Source organism: Pallidibacillus thermolactis, from assembly GCF_025660415.1.
GTDB lineage: Bacteria > Bacillota > Bacilli > Bacillales > Caldibacillaceae > Pallidibacillus > Pallidibacillus thermolactis.
In genome coordinates this window covers 14,334-34,432 of record NZ_JAOUSE010000025.1, presented here as the reverse complement: position 1 = coordinate 34,432, position 20,099 = coordinate 14,334, and the positions used below count along the sequence as shown (strand labels likewise).

Genomic DNA, 20,099 nt, shown 5'->3' with positions numbered 1-20,099 from the left:
ACCTACGATATTTTCGCAATACTTATTCTGAAATAATTTAAAGTGTACTCTTCGTTAGCACCCAATGGATGTACTTGGAATGTCATAGAGTCTCCTTTATTTAAGTATTTAAAAATCATTCCTGTGAAATTGTTATCCATTCCTCCCATTCCTGGTCTTGCAAATAAAAAGATTCGGTCATTATTATTTATCAGTACCGAACCTTGAATATCTGCCGATGAAGGGATAGATTCATTAAAACTTAGGATCATATATACACCAAAAACACCGCTTTCTTTTGCAATGAATTTATTTTCATTAATCTCATTTTGAAAATCATATATTGGTTGATTTATTGGTAATGTATTATTCACTCCTGGTTGTACAGTAACTAGATTGCGATTATAGATTTCTACATAAGATTGATTCGGCATTGTTACCATGCCATCTTCACTAATTTCCATGCCTCTATAAATATTATGAAGTGGAATATATCCGCAAACAGCTTCATTCGTACGTTCATCCACTATTTGATGTTGTTCAATATATGATTTACCAGCTAGGATACGTACTTGTGCCACACTCATTTCAAATACATAATCGTCACGTTGCAAAGTCGGAGGAAAGGGATTTTCTGCTGGTGTACCTTTTTTAACATAGGCATATGCTTTACGTTGAGTTGGTGTGCTATCAAAGCGAATCACAATTCGATCGATACGATCGTAATTAATGTGAGCAATGTCGTGTATTAAGTCTAAAGCCATAGTGTTTTCATACATATATCCATTTGCAAAACAATAACCGGCTCCCAAGGAAACAGTCATGTTTTCTTTAGCCTCTACAGCTAGATTTGGAAGTAACGGATCATTTGATACCCCATTCCCAATTATTTGCTTATGAAATCTTGCAAAATCTGCCGCTTGATATATTCGTTTATCAGTATCTGTACTGTCATAAAAATATGATCGTTCCATATATTCACCCCTTCTATATTCCTACATATCTATTCTGCCAAGCTACAGCAACAATAGCATTTGCGTTACCAGCATCGGCAATATATTGTACTTCATTTGGTCCTACAGACAACTCCCAAAAATCACTATAATGATCTATATAACCCAAAGCATTTTCTATAGTTCTGCCATCGCGATATATTTCAACTTTTCTAGGTCTTCCTGTATCAATATGCAATACTTCGTTTTCTGATAGAGAAAGATTCACACGTATGAATTGACCTGTTGTTTTGTTAATAACTTGTGGATTCGTTACTGGGCCTTGAATATCTATAGTGATTGGTGCTGATATGTCACCGTTATTTGTCAAAAGCGTAGTATCACCCTCAATACCAAGTTCAACAGGAAATGTTGTTGGTAATGTGAAACGACCTTGATACGCCCGTAATGCTCGAGAAATCACACGTGGATCTCTCCAATATGGGTCAGGGCATAACAAATTAATAGATACAATTTGACTTCTACCAACTTTATCTTCATCACCGAAATACGGAACCGATTCCGGAATGCTATACAATATAAACGTTTTGTTGTCATATGAAACTTCAAAACGCCCGTTGATCTTTGGATTGAACACTTGCGATACAGTTTGACGATACATTGATAAAGTATTCCAATCATTAGCAACAATAACAAATTCTAAATATGGGTGTCTTTCTTCTAATTGCGTTTCAATGTGTGTACTTCCATCTTGAAAAGGGGCTTTCTGTAATTGCACATTAGCCCCTACTTCACCAAAACCTTCAAATCTGATTAAGTTAAAAGGATTGGTTGTTTTGTTTTTGAATTCTGTGGGTTCTTGAAAATCATATTGATTTCCTTTGAACTCAATGGATTCACCGCGTTCGTTTATATACTTCAATTTATATAGCATTGAGTCGATCACCTACCATTCCAGCGCTAACTGTCTTGCGACTTGTTTAAACTTACGCGCATTCTCAGATGGACTCGTTGGCTCTGGACTAACGATTGTAATGTTTTGAGTAATACCGTTTGTTCTAGGATTCATAACATTACTTCCTGTGTAACTTCTGTTTACATTTAAACTTCCGACGGATCCAGCTATATCAATTTGTGGCATTTCACCGTATAAAGCGTCTGTTAAATTAGCCATAGAACGGACAGCAACATTTTTACCCTTATCAATTGCTTGTGCAATTGATTGAGCAATCTGGATATCCATAATGTCGCGTAATGCCCCTTCTTTTGCAGGAGAGAACGGCAAGAAATTTCGGATTTTTTGAGTGACACCGCTAATAGCATCGGTAACTTTTCCTACCGCATTTTTAATTCCGTCAGCTATTGATGTGACAATGTTTTTTCCAGCATTGAAGAAATCTTTTATTTTATCCGTTACCGCTGTGTATGCTTTGTCCATTCCTTCTTTGACTGCATCTTTAACGTTGTTGAAAGCGTCGCTAACAATACCTTTTAGCGAATTGAAAATATCCGAAATAGTATCTTTAATATTATTTACAATGTCAGAAATGGTGTTTTTAATTCCGTCCCAGATGTTTGATATGGTACTTTTGATTACATCTAAAGCACCACTAATAACAGTTTTTATACCTTCCCAAGCTGCGCTGATTACATCTTTTATAACATCTAAAATGGTTGAAATTATTGATTTTATAGCATCAAAAGCACCGCTAATTATCGATTTGACGATATTCAACGCACCGTCAACAATACTTTTCACCGCATCCCACATTGATGACCAATTTCCAGTAAAGAAGGCTGCGAAAAATTGGATAATTCCTGTTATTAGATCAACCGCACCTTGAATAATGCCAATGATGAAATCCCACGCTATCATTACAATGTCTTGTACAGCTGTCCAGACAGTTTGCATAATGGACCAAATAAGGTCAAGAGCGATAGATATGATTTCTTGAACAAACGACCAAACCGCTTGTGCAACTTCCATTATCATTTCATTGTTTTCTTGCCACCATGCGACGAGCTGTCCCCATATTTCCTGTATAAAAGTGACCACTGTTTCAACAATTGGCATAACAAAGTCAAGAAAAGCCTGGAAAACTTCTGTAACCTTTTGTCTAAATGATTCCGATGTATTCCATAGGTGGACAAACATAACCGCTAATCCCGCTAAAACAGCTATCACGAGCGCTACAGGATTTGCTAACAATGTAGCATTTAATAATGCTATTCCTGCTCGTAATCCCATAACGGCACTTTTAACACTATTCACTGTACCGACAACGATATTAAACGTTAAAAAAGCCGTCACTACACTTGCGATTAATGGTAGCCACGGTTTTATTGTGTTATATACCTCTCTAATTAGATTGATGGCAACAGGAATCATCGAATTGACAAATCCAAATGCCGTTTTCACACCTTCTTTAAAACGATCTAACACACCGGATATTCCGCCAAAACTGCTTAACGCTTCATCGATGGAACCAATCATGTCAGCTACACCTTTAACAACAGCTGTCTTTACGTTTTGCCAGGATGTACGGATTCCGGTACTAGATTCTCTCGCTAAATCGGCAAAACCGCCTGTTTCGTTGGATAACTCAATGATTTTACTGTTAAATTCATCAAAGGTAATTTCACCAGCTTTTAATGCTTCATATAAGTCATTTTGAGCCGATTCTCCAGCGAATCCAAACGCTTCTGCGGTTTTATTTAAAGCGATTGGCATTGTTTCTTGCAACGTTCGCCACGATTGCAAATCAACCGTTCCAGTTGCCAACATTTGAACATATTGTTCTAAACCACGACTAGCATCTGCAGTACTTGCTCCACTGGCAAGAAAAGCGTTGTTCAACGCTAATGTTGTTTCAACCGCACCATCTAAGTCACCTGTCATGGTTGCCAAACGTTGTGCCGTTCCTGTCACTTCGTCTAAAGCCGTCGGTAATCCATCAATACCATCAGATAGCCTTTTTATCGCTTTTTCTGACTCTTCGGCACTAAACCCCATCATTTCCATAACGCTAGGAAAGGTGTTTAGTGTGTCAAAACGAGAAATAGCACCATCGATTGAGTTTCTTATCCCGTTAAACGCACCGATTATAGCCGCACTACCTGCGATAGCTTTGAATAGAGAACCAATAGACACGCTTGCAGACTCTGCTTTTTTTCCTGTTTTGGCTGCTTCATTTCCAAAACCTTGTAATCCATACTTTGCCTTTTCTGTAGCAGACATAAACTGTCCTTGTGAGTTTCTTAGTCTGCCTTGTGCATCAATAAAGCCACCCGATTTTTTAATCGCGTCTTGTATAGATTTGCTGTAACCGCCAATAGACTTATCTAGACCTTCAACACCTTTTGCTGCATTAATAAAGGCTTTAGAAAACTGACTTGCACCAGAGGCTTTTAAGACGGCTTCAACACTATAAGATTCCATATTCTACCCCCTTTCCTTATTCACCTGTGCCGCTAATTTCGCTAATCGGCGTTGGCGAGGGGTTAAAATGCTTTGTTTAGGTTGTTCAATTTTCTTTAGCTCTTTTTCGTAATCATAAAAATCCTTGAATGACTTATAGACTGGAACATGTTTATTCCCTTGTTCTTTTGTTGCGGTTACGGCATGATTTAGCCATGCTTGTAAGTGCATATCATATTCCTTGTCCACTCTTGCAAGTCGATAAGCTTTCATTCGCATTTGATATTCATAAAGGGTTAAAACCTCTATATCTTTTAAGCTGGTAAAACCTAAATATCGAAAACAATTTAAAATGATTTCCTCATATTGGTCCTTAGAGCTTAACCTTCTTATCCGTTTACTGCTCCTAGTTTTTTGAACCGTTCGATTGTCGCTTTCGTCACCTTTGACTTTCCCATTTCTTCAAGAATATCTTCGAAAAGTTGTTCTAATCCATCATTTTCCTCTGCGTATTCCTCAACAGCTTCCTCAACTTGTTTCATTTTTGGAGGACTGGATTCATGAGATACTGCTGCTTTGATAACCTCAGCTAATGCAGTTGGGTTGAATTGTTGAAGATTCATGAAAGCCATGTTTACACCCATACCGAATTCCAATCCCTCATAATTGACTGTGTATACCTTGTCCAATTCACGAATGAATTTAAGACCGAATTTTAACTCGTACTCTTTACCTGCAATTGTGAATTTCATTTAAATCATCCTTTCTAGTATTTTTAATCAAATAAAAAAGAGAAGGATTACTCCTCCTCTTCAACTGCTGCTGTTGTGTCGCGGAATCAAGCGATTTATCCTTCAACACTTCCGCCACCAGTACCATTTGGATCCGCTGTTGTGTCGCGGAATGCGTATTGAACAGCCTGTTCTTGTTCTTCTGTTAATGTTGCATATCCGAATTGTGGCTCTAATTCGACAATAAAGTTACCCGAAACAGTTGATTCATCCTCTGCCCCCGCTGAGTCTTCCCATGAATCTAAATACCCTTGACAATAAACCGCAGGATACTTACCATCCGTATCTTTTAATTCCTCATCAACAGTAACTTCCCATAGTTCTAACTTCTCACCTTTTAGAACTGCATCGCGTAACATATCTTTTACAGGGTCGTTTTTCGCTTGAATTGCTTCAATACTAACCTCTGATTCTAGTCCACCGACTTTAATAATCGTTCCATCTTTTGTAACGATACGGTCTAACGGGCGCGAATAAGAGAATGTGTGTTCTGTTTGGAAAGCGAGTTTAGCAGCTTCGGTGTTTTGGTCTGCTAATCTGCGGAATAACAAGACTTTATGTTTACCTTCCATCATTTCCATGTGCATAACCTCCTAATTAAATCTGAATTCAACTTCAATAATTCCATGCAGTAATGGTTCACCTGTGGAATTATCAATCATCGTTTGTGCGTTTATATTTCTAACCGCTAGATAATAGTTTCCCGCCTTCTTTAACTTGCGGAATTCACGTTTTAAAGTGTTCATCATATCCGTTAATTCGCGCCTTTTCTTGTAGGTATGGTAAATATGGATTGTTTGGTTAACCAATCCGTAAATAACACTTTTTGTTGGTATGTCTTGGTCAAACTGTTCACCAACAAATACGAATGGATATGCAACATCTTTAGCGGGTAAGTATGGATAAGTGGAATATCCTAAATTCAAAGACGTTGCAAAAACAGCGTCGTATATGGTTTGCTGTGGTGACTTCACTCAATCACCTCATTTCATAATGCGTTTCATGTCTTGGTTGAATTTCCGCTTTTGTTTGTGGAATGCTTTTCCAACAAATCGGTGTGGATAGATCCATCTAGTGCCAAACTCAACATAACCACTGTACTCAGCGTGACTGACAACTTTTGCAGTAAATCCGTTATCCTCAATATGCAAGTTAATGTTTCGTTTTAAGTTACCTGTATCGACTGGCGCGTTTCTTTGTGCGCCTCTTTGAAGTTCCGAACCGTTCATCTTAACAATGTTTTTAACGTCATTAAGATTAGCGTTTCGTTTTAACTTACCCACTAATTGATCCACGCCTTTAACCGACAAACTAGCTCTTGCCATTCGAAACTCCTTCCAAATAAAAAACGCCTTTCCGGTAATCGGATTGGCGTAATATACGGTATTTTTGTCCATCAATTAAAACATAGTCTATTTGGTCTTTATAAGGTCGTTGCAGTCTTGCGACAGTCACCGCCTTGTCTATTTGCCCAAATAGCTCATTTGTACGGTTTATTCCTAAGGTTGATAGATTACAAGGTTTAGTCGTTAATATCGGCTCTCCTTCGACATATTCGCCTTTTACGGGGTCATAATACGATTCGATCTCTTTAACAAAGGTGATACGATCATTAAAGCGCATTAGATGAACAACACCTTTCCACGACCAGTAACCCCATTATCGGCTTTGTGAGCGTTAATGACATCCTCGTAGGGAACAAACTCGTCTTTCAAGTCATAAAAGGTTACACTATGACCTTCAACTGCTTCCGATTTCATACCCTCTGTGCCTAATCGGTTAAATCTGCGAACTGTGATTTCTTCGACAATGTAATTTAACTCGGCTGGTATCTCTTTACCTAATAAGGCTTTTAAATGATTTGAAACGTTCTCCATGATGATAGTAATGACTTCGTCCTGGCGATTATCTTCAATGTCTAAAATGGTTTTAATACGTTGTAACATGGTTATTCACCACTTTTCAGCGCTTGTTCAGCTTCGATAGCCTTATCCTTACCTTGCACTTTTTCGCCATTAGATAACTCGTAATATCCGCCACCTACATGTTTTGGATACTTATCATCGTGGTTATTTTCATTGTCGTCATTGTTTTCTGTTCGTTCAAATTCTTCTACATTAAAAGAAGTAGCTTCTACTTGGTTTTGTGGCATATGACCATATTTACGCACAATTTGAACAACCTCTCCTGCTTTTACAGAATGAGTCGTAAACCCAAAGTGGTTTCCGTCTTCTGGGCGATAATGTTTAACTCGACCATCATCATCACATTGAACGAGTGTTCCTGCAGGTAAATCTTCGGATGCTTCTACCTTCCATACTGGGTTGTTCTTAATTGTAACCTCTACAACACTCCCCTTTTCCAAGTTGGACGTTGAAACCAAGTCCGGAATCCAACCCTTTTTAGATAAAATTAAATATATAGTTTCCCAACCTTCTTCTGGATCACCTTCAGTGTTAATGCCTCCCAAGCCAATCAAACGATTGGCTGGGATATCTTGCGTTACCTTCGCTTTAAATTTAGTCATTACCCTTCTACACCTCCGCCGCTATCTCCGTTTGGCTCAATTTTAGCGAATGCATCATCTTTAAGAACCATGAAACCAACATCCATAGTTGCACGGATAGCGATTAACTCGCGTTCAAATAGGTTGATTGGGTCGCCGTTTTCATCAACGATAGAAGATAATTGTGCATCTTCGGAAATTGCATAGTTTAGGTTGTATGGAATACCGTAACGTACATAGTTGAAGTTACCACCGAACAACTCACCTTTTTGCATTTCAGTAGATTCTAAGTCTAATACTGGCGCACCATCAAGAGTGTTATTGCTACGGTCATATAAACGAACTGGATCCGTGATTGTACCGTCTTGCTGTTTGAAACCATCAACAATACCACGTAATAGTGAACGGTTTTGCTTTTTGGAAATGAACGCGTTCACGTCAAATCCAGCGTCGTTTACTTTATCCGTCAATTCAAAGAATGTTTCACCGCTAATGTCACCTTCAACCACATGACCAGCTTTAACAATAGAATCTGCTAGTGATTGAGGGAATGGGTTATCTTTGCCTAAGATTGTTGCTTCGTCAAACTTTTTGTAGAAAGCTTCTGCGATTAATGGACGCACTTCTTGGAAGAAGTTTGAAACAGAGTATTGTAAAAACTCACGAGATACCGGAATAATTACACCCAGCTTTTTAGCAACCATTTTAGCTGTTAACCATTGTGGCTTAGATGTACGGATAACTTCACCTTCACCAACCCAGTAAGCACCAACACCTTCAGCTAGGTATTGGAATTCTTTTTCTTGCTTTGTCATTTCTTCGTATTGTGCTAGCTGCATCATAACAGAGTTAGAAATAACGTCTTTTAAAATCAAAGTTCCTTGTTCTTTTGGGATAGAACCTGTTTTTGCGTCTTGTAATAAAACGTGATCTGGATTAAATGTTGGCATAATATCTTCCTCCTAAAATTTATTTAATAACTCGATGTTTTTGAGCCAAATCTTTAATGCTAATTGATGTGCTTCCAGCAGTTCCACCAACTCTAGGTGTGTCTTGGCGTAATTTTTCTTTAACTGCTTCATTCACCGCTGCGTCAAACGCTTCTTTAAAAGCATTAATGTTCTCCAATGTTGTTTCAGCATCTTCTGCAAGCAAGAAATCAGCGAATTTAGCAGGCAATTCTTTTTCTTGCAGTACTTCAATTGTTTCAGAGCGCAATTCCTTACGAGCGAGTTCCTGTTCTTTTGCAAGAAGCTCTTTCTCTTTCTTGGAAAGTTCTTCTTCTTTGCGTTCCTTCTCAGAGAGCTTAGACAAACGCTGTTGTTCTTTGATGGCTTCATCGATTCTTTGCTGCAACTCACTTTCCCATTCTTGCTGTTTCTTTTTAAGGACCTTATCAAGTCTGCGGTCAGCTTCGGAATCGATTTTCCGTTGTAATTCTTCTGGTGTAAGCTCTAATACCTCTGGTTTTTCTTCTCCACCTTCACCAGATGGATTGTTACCGGCGCCAGGTTCGCCACCTTCACCCTCAGCAAAGAATTGTAAATTTAATTTATACGGTAAAATATTTTCAAGTTTCATAGTTTCATTTCTCCTTTCCCTCACACGCTTTTATCCCTAAATGTTTCGATGTATTAAAATAAGCCCCAAAAACGCCAAAATTAGCCCTTTCACGGCTTACCTAATACATTTACTCTATTTAGTTCCAAAAACCCGTGAACGATTGTTTTTTTGCATAAAAAATAAGCAGTTTAACGACTTACTCAGGTCAATAAGAATTAATGATTTTTATAGTCCTCTCGCTCTTAAATCTGCATCCCATGCTTCACGGTCTACATAAGCAGCAATACTACATCTGCAATTTGGATGAAGAACGGGAGCGTTTAAACCTACTTCCATTTTGTCTAAATCAAACACTTTCCCGTCTAATTTTGCGCATTCCTCACATGCTGTAGGCTCTGCGATGTATTCGTATTTCTCAATATCAGCCTTTTTAAAACTATCCTCTGCAACTTGAATTTGAACACGCCCTAATTCAGTCCTTAAAAGTCGCTCGGCGTTATAAACACTCGTATCAAAAACCTTTCGTAAATCCCTTGCAAGTTCCCGCGGATTCTTACCTTGAAGGATTCCACGGTTTAATAGCTTGTCCAACTCTTGCCTTAATGCATCTTGGTTAGCCCAAATCCTATCTGACCATGTGGCAGTTAAAAACGAAGCATTAACGATAGATTCAATGTGCTTTTCGTTATAAGCGATTGATTGACCTAAAATACCCGATTGTCGTTCGTATTCTGCCCTTGCTTGTTTAGTGAGTTCTTCATACAAGAATCGATCTTCATCATTCAGCAAGGCATATAACTCCAATTCAACGTTTAATTTCAGCAATTCTAAGCGATTGACCTTCATTGTTAAATTGTAAATAGCCATTTCGCTATTTGCCTTATCCGTAAAAGCCATCCATCGAAGGAAAGGTATTTTAGAGTGTGCTCGCTTAACATACCTTGCTGCTTTTTTAGCGTATCGTTCAATATCAAGCTTTCTAGCACGTTTTCTCACTTCATCAATAGAAATACCCTCTTTGTCAGCATAACGACCACAGAAGGCTTCTATTTGCTGTTGTATTTCCTCCAAAGCTTCCATGTATTTTTGTCGAAGTCGCCTTGCTAATTTGGCATCGTCTTTAATCGACTTTTTGATATGTTCAAGTTCACGGTCACGCCAATAATTATTAGGCATTTAATCACCCTGCATTCATGGCAATAAATAATAAAATCTGACCTACATGAATTAATTGGTCAGATAATAAACCGCCTTTTAAACTATCTAGTTTTTTGTACCAAAGTTTGTTTGCTGCTTTTAGATAATCGGCTATTGTATGAACGGAAAACAGTAGTGCGACATCTAAATAACCAACATCAAAGCCTATTAAATAACCTGCAACTGCAATGCAACCTGTCCAAATGCCAGCATGAGAAAATAAAACAATAAAGTTTTTCCCTTTGAAATTAGCTAAAAATTCGCCTTGTAATGGATAATCTGCTAATAAGTGAGCGAACATCAATATTAAAAATGTCATTCTTCTTCACCTTCTTCCTCTTCGTCTTGATTTCGGAACTGTTCAAAATCATAGATTGGTTGATTCAGCTTGTTTTCTCTCTCTATTTTTTCTAGTTCTTCCTGCGGATTCTCGATGATGGAAAGTAAGCTTAATTTTGTTTCCTCGGATAACTGACCGCCTAACCTTACAAAGTTTTCAATTTCATCTTTTAGCGATTTAGGAAGGTTAGGTGTGAAAATTATCTGTATGTCGTTAACGTTAAACTCACCTTCACTTGCTAACTTCATGATGTTATTAATCAATCTATAGCGCTGACGTAAACCTTTCTTAAATAAACGCTCTTTGGTAGAACGCTTCAATTCAAGTCCAAATAGCTTATATTTAAGTGCTTCACCGGATTGGTTGCCTGCAAATTTCTCATCATCCGTATTAGGTGTGTGAGTAAACATATGAATGTCGTTTTTAATACGGTCTTTATAAGCTTCTGTACCTGCTACATCATATTTTTTATAGATGTAATCGGCATCAGCTTGACCTGATTTACCATCAATACCTGGCTCAGTTTGGAGCAATAATAAATTGGCTTCTTTCATTTTCTTTGCGGATTCAACATCAATATCTAAATTTCCAACGATTTTAAGCATAGCGTCGTTAAAATCTGACATGTAGTTACTTGTGTCTGATTGCGATTCGTCATACAAATCTATCAAACTGAGAACTCGTTCAAAGTCACCCATTCGAGACTTGTTATTCTCATATTCGATAATTGGCACACTCTTGAAAGGATTTATTTCTTCTTTGACAAAACTAAGCTTGAAGTCGTTCCCCATGTTATAAGTGATGATTTTGTTATCAGTGTAAAGGTAAACGGTAACACCTTCCTTAAACTGACTTTCGATGTACCTTACACCTGCAACTGGATTCATTTCAACCGTGTCATCATAAATGACGAACGTTTCCAACACATCAGACTTAGCAAAACGAATTTCATCGTTTTTGTTTCGGTATAAAAGCTCGTATGCTCGACCATAAATTGATTGATCAAGAACCAAATCGGCGTTGTGTTCATCAGCGTCATTTGTTCTGTTGATTTCACGTAACAACTCATTTACTGTTTCATCCGGATAAGTTGTTTTTAATGGAATACCAACCATGTAACCTTGCATAAAGTTAGCGATATATTCACCAAACGCATGAACTGCACGATGATCGGTAAGATGTTCTTCTCTTCTGCGATTGCTTCTTAATACATACTCATTATCTGCTTCGTAATAATTTTTTAATGTTTGTAGTCTTGGTCGCTGATGTTCCATATGATGTTGAATCATTTCTGACAAATGTTTGGTGTTATTAATTAATTCCTCGACGCTGGAATATCTATAATGCTTCCTTGCTTCCGGTGAAAAACGACGTTTGCTGACACCACTGTATTCGAGTGTTGCCGTTTCAAACTCGTTGACTTTGGCCATGTTGTCCCTCCTTTACAAACCAAGCGTTTGTATTGCTTTGTATTTGTCTTTCATATCCTTCAAGTCAACCACTTCATAATCATCAAGTGCATACCAAATAGCACTCAATGTATGCGGGTCAATGTTGAACTCGTCATAAATAGTGTTTCCGTGCCTATCTTTCTTGTAAGTTAGGTTTTTCAGCTCTCTAATTGTGTTTTTGCATTGGTCCGAACAAATGATTTTGTGAAACCTTCTCATTTTCTTCGTGTTTTGCAAGCGTGAGCCTGGTGGCTTGTAAGCCCCTCTGATGTTCATCCCTCTTTGTCGTAAGTAATAAATTGTTTTTGGCTCTGCAGAATCACCTTTTACAAGTTCTTTTGTTCTAGTGAACTCTTTTAGATCATCCGCAATTTCAACATCCGTTTTACCTTTGCTGTAATATTCCCAATAGATATAGAGAATCTTTTCTTTATCATCAATCGCGACTCTAAGCAAAGCATTAAACGATTCTTCAAAACCGAAGTCCATTCCAGCCTTATAAATTGGCTTATAAATCGCGTTAATTCGCTTCATTACATCATCGTGTGGCATTGTTTCAAAGTTAGGTAGCACTTTCTTTCCAGAAATGCCAAAACGACCTTGCCGCGCCACTCGGTAAAGGTCTAAATCATAAACTTTTGTTTTTTCTAGTTCATCAATATAGCTTTTTGGCAAAAATAAATTGTCGTCTGCGACCGAATGATGATAATACGTATCGCCAACGACAACAATTCTTTTTTTATATAGTTCTTCATCATCCAAGATTACCAGTTCATCATCCTGGCCTTTATTTCGGATAAAGAAATGTGAATACGTCCAATTTCCTTCGTCAACTGGGTTAGTTGATAGAATCATATGAAGGTTTAATGATGGATGTCGTAAACGTCCAATAAGTTCTTTGAATCCTTCATATTTGATTTCTGAACATTCTTCTAGCCAAATGATTGATACGTTATGAATGGACTTTAATTTCTCTGGTTTATCCATCCCTTTAAAAATGATTTTAGAGCCATTAGGGAAACGTATTTGCATTGGGGATGTTGGTGATTGAATTTTATTTTCAAGCCCTAAATCAGCTATAATTTCCTCAAATAAAGCGAAACAGGATTCTCTTATCGTTTCATAAACTTCCCGAACGACAAGCGCTGTTCTTTTTTCTTGCAAAAGCTTCAATAGGATTTTTAATGCAACATGATAACTCTTTGACGATCCATAACCACCGACAAGGAAATAATATTTGTGTTTCCAATCGAATATAAAATCTTCAAAATGTGGATTGACTTCTTTTTCAATCATTCATTTTCACCTTTTCGTTTTATAACAATCTCGATTGGCTTGTCGTTGCTATCGTCATTTAACTTATCTAATTCAGCTTTAGTCTTTTCGATATTCAATTGCATTTTCTCTAGTTTCAATCTGCGTTCATCTTGTTCATGTGCTAATTCTAAGAATTGTTTAATGGATGATCTTAACTCTGCTATCGCTCTTGATTGGGCATTAAGAAAAGTCGCTTGTCTATCCCAAGCGAACTGGAATTCATACTCAATTTCTGAACTGTTTTCAGTTTCTTTTTCCTTCTTAAGTTCTTTAATCATTTCATTTTTATCAGTAACAAACATAATTGACTGCGCTCGAATGATTGCAGCATACTGAATCATGATTTGGTCCCATAATAAATCGGTTGGGTCTTTTTCGTCTAACATTCCCATAATTTCTAGTGTTTCCTTAGGAATGTACCGACTGAATAACCCATGTTTCAATGCTGCCGTGTTTCGTTCTGTAAATTTATTAACTGGATTGGGATTGCCTTTATTCCCAACAGCAACTTTATTACCTTTTACGAACTTTCCTGTAGTTGCATCCCGTTCTTTTTTAGGTTGCAACCCTTTTGTTTTGGTTGCATCCTTTTTAGTTGCACCCCTCGACCATTTTTCTCGGCTTTTTCGACTTTTTAATGTGCCTAATTTCACGCCATGCTTTTCTGCCAGGTCTTTTAGGGTAATGTTGGATGTTTCCCATTCTTTTTTGATTAAATCCCAGTTAGGCATTTACATGTTCACCGCCTCCAATAGAAAAACACCCGCAATTATGCAGGTGTTTAATCAAATCATATTCAGTTCTAACCGGGGAGATTTTTCCGCCCCGCACCTACCTCAGATTTTAACACGCTGGTTTTTGTTTAGAGAAATTCGTCCCTTTTGTCCCGTTTGTCCCTTTTGTCCCATTTTCGGATAATTGATCTACAATGGAATCTCTTATTCTTTGAATATTGGTTTTTGATAACCCCATATGTTGAGCAATCCAACGGTAGCTCTTTCCTTCCAAGAGCCAAAACAAAACTTCACTTTCCCTGTCATCCGTAATTAAATGAACACGGTCTTGAATGTACTGGACTTTCTTTTCATATGCTTCAATCTTTTTCCAATACTTACTTCTTCTGACGACATCTGCAAAAACCGGATCGCCAGGATTCCCTTTCGCATGTGGCATTGACGCTTCAATTCCGTACTGAGCAACTTTACTTGAAACCTCATTCAACGATTCCCTCATGACTTTGATACTGTTTAACATCCAATGGTAGTCTTTAAGGATATTAGCAATCTCGTTTTTCGTCATCGAATCACCTTCCTAACGATGTACTTCGGTTTATTGTTCATCACTTGGCTTTTAACCCTTGTATCTTTTGGAACGTGCCATGTTCTCCTATACTTCTTTCGTTCTTCTTGATTAGCTTGTACATCTCTTATTGATTCGGCAAGCTCCACGATTTCATCAAAAATAATTGCCGTTGCCCTTGCGAATTCCTTTATAGCCCTTTGCAAACATTCCCAAGCATTGTCAATTTTCATTTCTACCGCCCTCCTTGCCGTTTTTATCCGCAACCCAACCAAAACCCTTCACACAACGTTTAAAAGGGCAAAACGAGCCATTTTTAAGCCAAATACACCCCTTGCAGTAGCTTGTTTTATATAAAAGTTTCTTCCGCATATTTTTACTCCTTTCGTACAAAATAAAAACGGACACAAACTCATCACGAATAATCGCAACAAGAATGTGTCCGTCCGTTCTTCGGTAGGGACAAAATTATTGTTGTTTCTTTAATTCTGAAGCCAATTCAGCTAATTTTGCTGTGTTATTCCAATTAAGTCTATCTATGCTACTCAAAAAATTAGTTTGTTCAATCAATTTGTTCCAATTTCGATTTACATAATAAAAAACTAGAAATACAGCAAGCAAATTAGATACTAGCAATCCAATTATTAATCCATAAATCCAACTCATTTTATATTACCTCCTGACCATCAATCCGCATTCTTTGGCTACGATCTATGTCTAAAACTTGTCCGTTTTTCCAAATGATTATATCTTGTCCGTACTCTTTGGCAGTTACTTTCGTTAATTTACCGTTTTTAACGATGTAAACCGCATTCTCATCCAACGGAATCTCGACTTTCTCTTTCATGCTGTTCACTCCTTGCCTTTAGACTCAAACTTAAACCATCGCACCCAGGCATCCAGTCGGATGTCGTCTAGTGCTTCGAACTGGAAATGACGTAATGCTGGATTATATTTCTTATTTGTTGATGATTTCCGGCAATAATCTATTTTCTCTTGGCGTGTCATTCCATCAAAATTCATTTATATCACCTCGCTAAAAAGTCGAACTACGAATTAATCTTTCATAAATACCAACCAATGTGTTTTACTTCTTCGATTTCCAAATAACGGTTTATGATCGATAATTTTGAGGATATCTCGCAATTTTATCTGGTCCTCATTCCACTTAAAAATGAGTGTTCCATTTGGTTTTAAAACCCGCATACATTCGTTAAAACCTTTAGATATATCATCTTGCCAAGTATCTTCATTCAGCTTTCCGTACTTCTTGGCCAACCAAGAGTTTTCTCCAGCTTTTATTAAATGCGGTGGGTCAAACACGACTAAATAAAAGCTATTATCTTCAAAAGGCATATTTCTGAAATCCGCAATAATGTCCGGTTTGACTATTAATTTCCTACCATCGCATAACGTTGTTTCTAATTCACGATTGTCCATAAAAATTACATTTTCATTTTCTTTATCAAACCAAAACATTTTGCTACCACAACAAGCGTCTAAAACTTTGGCCAAATTATCATCATCCTTTGTTACATAGTTTCGTTCTACTTTTCATCAAAACGGCAAACACTTGTCACAAATCACTTCTATCCGTTCACCTTCTAAAATCACCGGTTTTGGATCATCGACTTCAATCCAATTTCCGCACGAATTGCATTGCATTCTTTCCGTCATTTTTCCACCTTCTCAAAGTACTCTTTCCCGAAATGCTTTACTAACTTTTCAACCGTTTTTTCACCAATACCAGGGACATCATAAATCCCATCAAACCGTTTTTTAAAGAAGTTCGTTGCTTTATTTATCCCGATTTCTTCACCTTTAGCCAATCCTAATTGATACGCTGCTTCTAATTGTTTTACTGATGGTTTCCCGTTCATTTGGAAGCTCATTTTCTTTTTCTTCATCGTTTTAGACATTCAAATCACCTAACCTTTGGTATTGTATTCCCACCTAGTCGCTTACAATCAAACCCAACCCTCGACTGACATTTACGATAGAAAGGGCACCGGGAAAAACAAGCGTATTCCCGATCCTCTGCTACCATCCACGGTTTACGAGTATCAACAATCACGACTTGTGGATTCATGCCGTTTCAACCTCTTTCGCCAGTTTTAGGTAGGAAAACTCAACCAATACAGCTTTTTCTTTTCTTAAAGAATCCAATTCTCTAGCCAACGCAGTATTTTCTCTTTCTAACTTCAACCGTTCATTTTCCAATTCAGCGTTTTCTTTAATCGCATGATCTTTTACCATGAGTGCATCACTAAACTGTTCACGCAATTTCTTGTATTTTTCTTGCCATTCTGTCACCAGCTTGTGGGCATCAATAACTTCTCTCTTTAAATTTTCGATTTCTCTCTCGTATTCTTCTCGTAACTCATCTACCGTTTCTACAACTATTGCTTTCCAATCAATGTTATCTGTCTTTATTTGCTCGTTTTTCGGCTCATTCTCGCGTTTTTCTATCTCCGGAATAGTTTTATCTATCTCGTACCCATAATCGTTTAATTTGACTTTATTTGCTTTAATTACTGCTGACATTTTCCCACCCCTTAACATCATTTGTTTTGTTTTTTCGTTTCCTTCCTGCGTTTTTTTAACTCGTCCAGTTCAATCCAACCTCCATATTTTTTTACATAGGTTACTAGACTTAATTTGTAAGGGTACTTGTGTTCAAATAGTTTTCTCTTAATCTTGAAAGCTTCTGTTTCAACCCCTTTTACATCCACAACTTCGATGGATCCGTCTAAATGATGTACTTCAAAATCCGCAATGTATTCCATTTTTCTGTATGTTTTTCCGTTTTTTCTGAACTTATCTAGGAGTAAGTATCTTGGTTGCAAACTGAACGATTTAATTTCCTTATGTTCCAGTAACCATTTCAAATGCTCGTAATAATTCGCTTCAATTTTGGATTGAAAAACATAACCATCAATTTCAACTGCTTTTGATTTATACTTTGTTGTCATTTAACCACCCTTTCACGCACCATCAAACAAGATAAACCGTACATATCTCGCTTAATATTACCCTTGATTTTCCAACCTCTCTTTTTATGTGCTTCTAAGTTCATGTGGAATGTGCTTTCCATATGCCCGGTAACAATTTTGTGTATTTTCCCGTCCTTGATCCATGCCATTAATATCCCGACTCCTGTCTTTCATGGTTAATTTTGTTTTTAGAAAGATACCCTTGTTCGATTTCGTCCCAAGTGAAACCTAACATTTTACCTAATTTTGCAAATTCTAATAAGATGTGCTCATAAAGATAAGGAACCATATCGTCATTTTCCCTTTGATAATAAAAATCTGCTATGTCATAACTTAAACCGATAAAACAACTTAATATAGTGTTAGAAGTTAAGAAGTCGAATTTCTTCAAATCCAATTCATCCGCAATTTCATCCATTCCTAATTCCAATCCAATACTCAAAATGAAATGTAGGCAATCAACAAGTTCCTCTAGTGCTTTTTCGTAATTATTTTTCTTATTACTCCAGAACTTGAATACTTCCGGTAGTTCATTAGCTAGTTCACCAAGTTCAACCTGCAAGGCTAGAATCTTTTTAGCAAGACGATCTTCACCTTCTTGTACAGGATGTTCTTTATAAATACGTTCATCCAGCTTTGCTTGTAATTCGAATAAGTGTTTTAAGTTCATCCCTCAACCCTCACAATCTCGATTTTGTTAAATTTGAAATCACCGTACCTAATAGCATCATAGATTCGATTCCAATAGCTTTTAAGGTTTATGGCGCCTTCAATAAGTTTTGCTTTATCCTTATCCGGTGACAAAATAACACCTTTTACTTCTGCACCTTCGTCATACCAACCACCAACAGATGCCTGTCCAATTTCTTTATCACTTGTATCTACAAAGAACATTCCGTCTATTTTGATGTGATATGCGTTCACTTTCATTCCCCCCGTTTTTCTTTAACTGTTTACGTAATTTCTTAATCTCGCTTTTTAGATATTTAACTTCTACAGATTCAGATGGCTTAAAGCTAATATTCATGCTCTGTAGCAACGTGTTTAGCTTAGGGATAGATATGGTCTTTTGGTGTTTCAGCGCATGTTGTAGCTGCGCTTTTGCTTGTTCGTATTTCAATCATTATCACCCTCCAATGCTTTGATTGCGTCTTGTATAGCTTCATATACTTCCTCATTTGTTCCAAACAACATTACTTTTTCAATGATGTAATTAATCGCTTTACGATAGCGTTTGTTTTGTTCTCTTAACTCTTGATTCGTCATGTAATAATATTGAGCAGTATCTTTCCATTCGTCTTTTTCTTTTTCCAATTCCTCAACACGATTGATGAGCCATTTCACATCATCTTGATTTACAACATAAGAAATATCAGACCAATCTAATTCAAGTTCTTTTTTTATTTCTTCCAACCGTTCTCTCATGCTTCTCCCTCCACCCCTTCAACGTTTCAACAAACATTTGGTATGTTTCATCTTGCCGTGTTGGATCACTTTTCATCATGCCTTCGAACATGGCTTTGATAGTGTCTTTCTTACGGTTGTATCGCTCCTGTTTGGTTTTTATATCCTTGTCCAGCTTATCCGGCTCAAACTCGTATTTACTTGCACCCATGTTGCTCCAATAAGCTCTGTGACGATTAACCATGTTTTCCTCCTATTAAGTGAGGATGTTCGAAAATGTTGCCGATAACTTCGACACTTTGAATGTCACTATCATCCAAAGGAATTGGTAGCAATGCATCTTCAATGTCCGTCAATTTGAAAGCACCGCCACTAAACTTTACAACGTCGATAGTTCCAAAAGGCTTCCCGCTGTAAGTAACCGTTTCGCAAATATCGCCCTCATAAATTTCCTTGCCGTTCTTGTCTTTTAATCCTGTAAAGAATCGGATATTTTCTCTTTCTGTAGTAATGATGTCAAAGTCGTTGACGCTATTAGTGAACGCTACTTTGTACTCACCGTTATCCAGTAATTGAAGGAAATACCCCTCAAAACAACCTGTTACACCTTCCCAATCCGTAGTGAATACTTGGAATTTTATCTCACGCATTTCCTTCCCCCTCCAACTCAATCAACATATCGAGATAATTTCTAGCTTTCTTCAAATCTTCCAATCCGTTTTTATCCTGGTATCTGTCAACGTATTTCAAAATGTTCATTCGGAAAAAACCCGCAATTTGTTCTTTTGGATAATGGTCTTTCGCAAATGCGATGACATCGATTTTTCCTTTGTGGTAATAACTAGGTTTTTCGATCATGTGATCACTCCTTTGTGTCGTACTATGAAA

General features: G+C 37.3%; 32 protein-coding genes. All 32 read right to left on the bottom strand.

Features of this window, described 5'->3' with window-relative positions; all coding sequences use genetic code 11:
- Positions 1 to 2: 2 nt before the first annotated feature.
- The 32 genes from OEV82_RS09255 to OEV82_RS09100 all read right to left on the bottom strand — a co-directional run bounded on the left by OEV82_RS09255 (position 3) and on the right by OEV82_RS09100 (position 20,069).
- Positions 3 to 953 (bottom strand): hypothetical protein, encoded by a 951-nt coding sequence (locus tag OEV82_RS09255; RefSeq protein WP_263061710.1) that lies wholly within the window; start codon positions 951 to 953, stop codon positions 3 to 5.
- A 13-nt stretch (positions 954 to 966) separates the two neighbouring features.
- Positions 967 to 1,866 (bottom strand): phage tail family protein, encoded by a 900-nt coding sequence (locus tag OEV82_RS09250; protein WP_263061709.1) that lies wholly within the window; start codon positions 1,864 to 1,866, stop codon positions 967 to 969.
- A 12-nt stretch (positions 1,867 to 1,878) separates the two neighbouring features.
- Entirely contained in the window at positions 1,879 to 4,371 is a 2,493-nt protein-coding gene (locus tag OEV82_RS09245) for a phage tail protein (protein WP_263061708.1), read from the bottom strand.
- A 3-nt stretch (positions 4,372 to 4,374) separates the two neighbouring features.
- Positions 4,375 to 4,629: a hypothetical protein gene (locus tag OEV82_RS09240; protein ID WP_263061707.1), complete on the bottom strand. Its 255-nt coding sequence runs from the start codon at positions 4,627 to 4,629 to the stop codon at positions 4,375 to 4,377.
- Between the two features lie 110 nt (positions 4,630 to 4,739).
- Positions 4,740 to 5,102: a tail assembly chaperone gene (locus tag OEV82_RS09235; RefSeq protein ID WP_263061706.1), complete on the bottom strand. Its 363-nt coding sequence runs from the start codon at positions 5,100 to 5,102 to the stop codon at positions 4,740 to 4,742.
- Between the two features lie 95 nt (positions 5,103 to 5,197).
- A complete protein-coding gene (locus tag OEV82_RS09230; protein ID WP_263061705.1) occupies positions 5,198 to 5,722 on the bottom strand; it encodes a phage major tail protein, TP901-1 family in 525 nt (174 codons plus the stop codon).
- A 12-nt stretch (positions 5,723 to 5,734) separates the two neighbouring features.
- Positions 5,735 to 6,115, bottom strand: coding sequence for a hypothetical protein (locus OEV82_RS09225; protein ID WP_263061704.1), 381 nt, complete (start codon positions 6,113 to 6,115; stop codon positions 5,735 to 5,737).
- Between the two features lie 9 nt (positions 6,116 to 6,124).
- The gene (locus OEV82_RS09220; protein ID WP_263061703.1) at positions 6,125 to 6,436 is read right to left on the bottom strand and encodes an HK97-gp10 family putative phage morphogenesis protein; all 312 of its coding nucleotides are present in this window, start codon (positions 6,434 to 6,436) and stop codon (positions 6,125 to 6,127) included.
- A 16-nt stretch (positions 6,437 to 6,452) separates the two neighbouring features.
- On the bottom strand, positions 6,453 to 6,764 hold the full coding sequence (locus OEV82_RS09215; protein WP_263061702.1) for a hypothetical protein: 312 nt from the start codon (positions 6,762 to 6,764) through the stop codon (positions 6,453 to 6,455).
- Positions 6,764 to 7,087, bottom strand: a complete 324-nt coding sequence (locus tag OEV82_RS09210; protein ID WP_263061701.1) for a phage head-tail connector protein — start codon at positions 7,085 to 7,087, stop codon at positions 6,764 to 6,766. The genes OEV82_RS09215 and OEV82_RS09210 overlap by 1 nt, the downstream gene beginning before the upstream one ends.
- Positions 7,088 to 7,089: 2 nt before the next feature.
- A complete protein-coding gene (locus OEV82_RS09205) occupies positions 7,090 to 7,668 on the bottom strand; it encodes a hypothetical protein (RefSeq protein WP_263061720.1) in 579 nt (192 codons plus the stop codon).
- Positions 7,668 to 8,597, bottom strand: a complete 930-nt coding sequence (locus OEV82_RS09200) for a phage major capsid protein (RefSeq protein ID WP_263061700.1) — start codon at positions 8,595 to 8,597, stop codon at positions 7,668 to 7,670. Before OEV82_RS09200 ends, OEV82_RS09205 begins: the two co-directional genes overlap by 1 nt.
- Before the next feature lie 19 nt (positions 8,598 to 8,616).
- Complete coding sequence (locus OEV82_RS09195) at positions 8,617 to 9,252, bottom strand: DUF4355 domain-containing protein (protein WP_263061699.1); 636 nt, start codon at positions 9,250 to 9,252, stop codon at positions 8,617 to 8,619.
- 183 nt (positions 9,253 to 9,435) lie between these two features.
- On the bottom strand, positions 9,436 to 10,386 hold the full coding sequence (locus OEV82_RS09190; protein ID WP_263061698.1) for a minor capsid protein: 951 nt from the start codon (positions 10,384 to 10,386) through the stop codon (positions 9,436 to 9,438).
- A 4-nt stretch (positions 10,387 to 10,390) separates the two neighbouring features.
- On the bottom strand, positions 10,391 to 10,726 hold the full coding sequence (locus OEV82_RS09185; RefSeq protein ID WP_263061697.1) for a DUF3307 domain-containing protein: 336 nt from the start codon (positions 10,724 to 10,726) through the stop codon (positions 10,391 to 10,393).
- Positions 10,723 to 12,177, bottom strand: a complete 1,455-nt coding sequence (locus tag OEV82_RS09180; RefSeq protein ID WP_263061696.1) for a phage portal protein — start codon at positions 12,175 to 12,177, stop codon at positions 10,723 to 10,725. Before OEV82_RS09180 ends, OEV82_RS09185 begins: the two co-directional genes overlap by 4 nt.
- A gap of 12 nt (positions 12,178 to 12,189) precedes the next feature.
- On the bottom strand, positions 12,190 to 13,494 hold the full coding sequence (locus OEV82_RS09175; protein WP_263061695.1) for a PBSX family phage terminase large subunit: 1,305 nt from the start codon (positions 13,492 to 13,494) through the stop codon (positions 12,190 to 12,192).
- Positions 13,491 to 14,246, bottom strand: a complete 756-nt coding sequence (gene terS / locus OEV82_RS09170) for a phage terminase small subunit (protein WP_263061694.1) — start codon at positions 14,244 to 14,246, stop codon at positions 13,491 to 13,493. The genes OEV82_RS09175 and terS overlap by 4 nt, the downstream gene beginning before the upstream one ends.
- Before the next feature lie 112 nt (positions 14,247 to 14,358).
- On the bottom strand, positions 14,359 to 14,814 hold the full coding sequence (locus OEV82_RS09165) for a helix-turn-helix transcriptional regulator (RefSeq protein ID WP_263061693.1): 456 nt from the start codon (positions 14,812 to 14,814) through the stop codon (positions 14,359 to 14,361).
- On the bottom strand, positions 14,811 to 15,047 hold the full coding sequence (locus OEV82_RS09160; RefSeq protein WP_263061692.1) for a hypothetical protein: 237 nt from the start codon (positions 15,045 to 15,047) through the stop codon (positions 14,811 to 14,813). Before OEV82_RS09160 ends, OEV82_RS09165 begins: the two co-directional genes overlap by 4 nt.
- A 235-nt stretch (positions 15,048 to 15,282) precedes the next feature.
- The gene (locus OEV82_RS09155) at positions 15,283 to 15,480 is read right to left on the bottom strand and encodes a hypothetical protein (protein WP_263061691.1); all 198 of its coding nucleotides are present in this window, start codon (positions 15,478 to 15,480) and stop codon (positions 15,283 to 15,285) included.
- Position 15,481: 1 nt separating this feature from the next.
- A complete protein-coding gene (locus OEV82_RS09150) occupies positions 15,482 to 15,661 on the bottom strand; it encodes a DUF3954 domain-containing protein (RefSeq protein WP_263061690.1) in 180 nt (59 codons plus the stop codon).
- A 209-nt stretch (positions 15,662 to 15,870) separates the two neighbouring features.
- On the bottom strand, positions 15,871 to 16,293 hold the full coding sequence (locus tag OEV82_RS09145) for a class I SAM-dependent methyltransferase (protein WP_263061719.1): 423 nt from the start codon (positions 16,291 to 16,293) through the stop codon (positions 15,871 to 15,873).
- 194 nt (positions 16,294 to 16,487) lie between these two features.
- Complete coding sequence (locus OEV82_RS09140; protein WP_263061689.1) at positions 16,488 to 16,733, bottom strand: hypothetical protein; 246 nt, start codon at positions 16,731 to 16,733, stop codon at positions 16,488 to 16,490.
- A gap of 166 nt (positions 16,734 to 16,899) precedes the next feature.
- Positions 16,900 to 17,358 carry a hypothetical protein gene (locus OEV82_RS09135; RefSeq protein ID WP_263061688.1) on the bottom strand — a complete coding sequence of 153 codons (459 nt, stop codon included), beginning with the start codon at positions 17,356 to 17,358 and terminating at the stop codon, positions 16,900 to 16,902.
- 17 nt (positions 17,359 to 17,375) lie between these two features.
- The gene (locus OEV82_RS09130) at positions 17,376 to 17,786 is read right to left on the bottom strand and encodes a DUF1064 domain-containing protein (protein ID WP_263061687.1); all 411 of its coding nucleotides are present in this window, start codon (positions 17,784 to 17,786) and stop codon (positions 17,376 to 17,378) included.
- Positions 17,787 to 17,955: 169 nt separating this feature from the next.
- Positions 17,956 to 18,477, bottom strand: a complete 522-nt coding sequence (locus OEV82_RS09125; RefSeq protein ID WP_263061686.1) for a dUTP diphosphatase — start codon at positions 18,475 to 18,477, stop codon at positions 17,956 to 17,958.
- On the bottom strand, positions 18,474 to 18,731 hold the full coding sequence (locus tag OEV82_RS09120) for a hypothetical protein (RefSeq protein WP_263061685.1): 258 nt from the start codon (positions 18,729 to 18,731) through the stop codon (positions 18,474 to 18,476). The genes OEV82_RS09125 and OEV82_RS09120 overlap by 4 nt, the downstream gene beginning before the upstream one ends.
- 192 nt (positions 18,732 to 18,923) lie before the next feature.
- On the bottom strand, positions 18,924 to 19,232 hold the full coding sequence (locus OEV82_RS09115) for a hypothetical protein (RefSeq protein WP_263061684.1): 309 nt from the start codon (positions 19,230 to 19,232) through the stop codon (positions 18,924 to 18,926).
- Positions 19,195 to 19,455 (bottom strand): hypothetical protein, encoded by a 261-nt coding sequence (locus tag OEV82_RS09110; RefSeq protein WP_263061683.1) that lies wholly within the window; start codon positions 19,453 to 19,455, stop codon positions 19,195 to 19,197. The genes OEV82_RS09115 and OEV82_RS09110 overlap by 38 nt, the downstream gene beginning before the upstream one ends.
- Positions 19,448 to 19,861, bottom strand: a complete 414-nt coding sequence (locus tag OEV82_RS09105) for a YopX family protein (RefSeq protein WP_263061682.1) — start codon at positions 19,859 to 19,861, stop codon at positions 19,448 to 19,450. Before OEV82_RS09105 ends, OEV82_RS09110 begins: the two co-directional genes overlap by 8 nt.
- Positions 19,854 to 20,069: a DUF3310 domain-containing protein gene (locus tag OEV82_RS09100; protein ID WP_263061681.1), complete on the bottom strand. Its 216-nt coding sequence runs from the start codon at positions 20,067 to 20,069 to the stop codon at positions 19,854 to 19,856. Before OEV82_RS09100 ends, OEV82_RS09105 begins: the two co-directional genes overlap by 8 nt.
- Between the last annotated feature and the right edge of the window lie 30 nt (positions 20,070 to 20,099).

Coding starts and splice junctions, on each gene's coding strand:
- OEV82_RS09255 (WP_263061710.1), bottom strand. CDS start 953: ATGGAACGATCATATTTTTATGACAGTACAGATACTGATAAACGAATA.
- OEV82_RS09250 (WP_263061709.1), bottom strand. CDS start 1,866: ATGCTATATAAATTGAAGTATATAAACGAACGCGGTGAATCCATTGAG.
- OEV82_RS09245 (WP_263061708.1), bottom strand. CDS start 4,371: ATGGAATCTTATAGTGTTGAAGCCGTCTTAAAAGCCTCTGGTGCAAGT.
- OEV82_RS09240 (WP_263061707.1), bottom strand. CDS start 4,629: ATGCGAATGAAAGCTTATCGACTTGCAAGAGTGGACAAGGAATATGAT.
- OEV82_RS09235 (WP_263061706.1), bottom strand. CDS start 5,102: ATGAAATTCACAATTGCAGGTAAAGAGTACGAGTTAAAATTCGGTCTT.
- OEV82_RS09230 (WP_263061705.1), bottom strand. CDS start 5,722: ATGGAAATGATGGAAGGTAAACATAAAGTCTTGTTATTCCGCAGATTA.
- OEV82_RS09215 (WP_263061702.1), bottom strand. CDS start 6,764: ATGCGCTTTAATGATCGTATCACCTTTGTTAAAGAGATCGAATCGTAT.
- OEV82_RS09210 (WP_263061701.1), bottom strand. CDS start 7,087: ATGTTACAACGTATTAAAACCATTTTAGACATTGAAGATAATCGCCAG.
- OEV82_RS09205 (WP_263061720.1), bottom strand. CDS start 7,668: ATGACTAAATTTAAAGCGAAGGTAACGCAAGATATCCCAGCCAATCGT.
- OEV82_RS09200 (WP_263061700.1), bottom strand. CDS start 8,597: ATGCCAACATTTAATCCAGATCACGTTTTATTACAAGACGCAAAAACA.
- OEV82_RS09190 (WP_263061698.1), bottom strand. CDS start 10,386: ATGCCTAATAATTATTGGCGTGACCGTGAACTTGAACATATCAAAAAG.
- OEV82_RS09185 (WP_263061697.1), bottom strand. CDS start 10,726: ATGACATTTTTAATATTGATGTTCGCTCACTTATTAGCAGATTATCCA.
- OEV82_RS09180 (WP_263061696.1), bottom strand. CDS start 12,177: ATGGCCAAAGTCAACGAGTTTGAAACGGCAACACTCGAATACAGTGGT.
- OEV82_RS09175 (WP_263061695.1), bottom strand. CDS start 13,494: ATGATTGAAAAAGAAGTCAATCCACATTTTGAAGATTTTATATTCGAT.
- terS (WP_263061694.1), bottom strand. CDS start 14,246: ATGCCTAACTGGGATTTAATCAAAAAAGAATGGGAAACATCCAACATT.
- OEV82_RS09165 (WP_263061693.1), bottom strand. CDS start 14,814: ATGACGAAAAACGAGATTGCTAATATCCTTAAAGACTACCATTGGATG.
- OEV82_RS09160 (WP_263061692.1), bottom strand. CDS start 15,047: ATGAAAATTGACAATGCTTGGGAATGTTTGCAAAGGGCTATAAAGGAA.
- OEV82_RS09155 (WP_263061691.1), bottom strand. CDS start 15,480: ATGAGTTGGATTTATGGATTAATAATTGGATTGCTAGTATCTAATTTG.
- OEV82_RS09150 (WP_263061690.1), bottom strand. CDS start 15,661: ATGAAAGAGAAAGTCGAGATTCCGTTGGATGAGAATGCGGTTTACATC.
- OEV82_RS09145 (WP_263061719.1), bottom strand. CDS start 16,293: ATGTTTTGGTTTGATAAAGAAAATGAAAATGTAATTTTTATGGACAAT.
- OEV82_RS09140 (WP_263061689.1), bottom strand. CDS start 16,733: ATGTCTAAAACGATGAAGAAAAAGAAAATGAGCTTCCAAATGAACGGG.
- OEV82_RS09135 (WP_263061688.1), bottom strand. CDS start 17,358: ATGTCAGCAGTAATTAAAGCAAATAAAGTCAAATTAAACGATTATGGG.
- OEV82_RS09130 (WP_263061687.1), bottom strand. CDS start 17,786: ATGACAACAAAGTATAAATCAAAAGCAGTTGAAATTGATGGTTATGTT.
- OEV82_RS09125 (WP_263061686.1), bottom strand. CDS start 18,477: ATGAACTTAAAACACTTATTCGAATTACAAGCAAAGCTGGATGAACGT.
- OEV82_RS09115 (WP_263061684.1), bottom strand. CDS start 19,232: ATGAGAGAACGGTTGGAAGAAATAAAAAAAGAACTTGAATTAGATTGG.
- OEV82_RS09110 (WP_263061683.1), bottom strand. CDS start 19,455: ATGGTTAATCGTCACAGAGCTTATTGGAGCAACATGGGTGCAAGTAAA.
- OEV82_RS09105 (WP_263061682.1), bottom strand. CDS start 19,861: ATGCGTGAGATAAAATTCCAAGTATTCACTACGGATTGGGAAGGTGTA.
- OEV82_RS09100 (WP_263061681.1), bottom strand. CDS start 20,069: ATGATCGAAAAACCTAGTTATTACCACAAAGGAAAAATCGATGTCATC.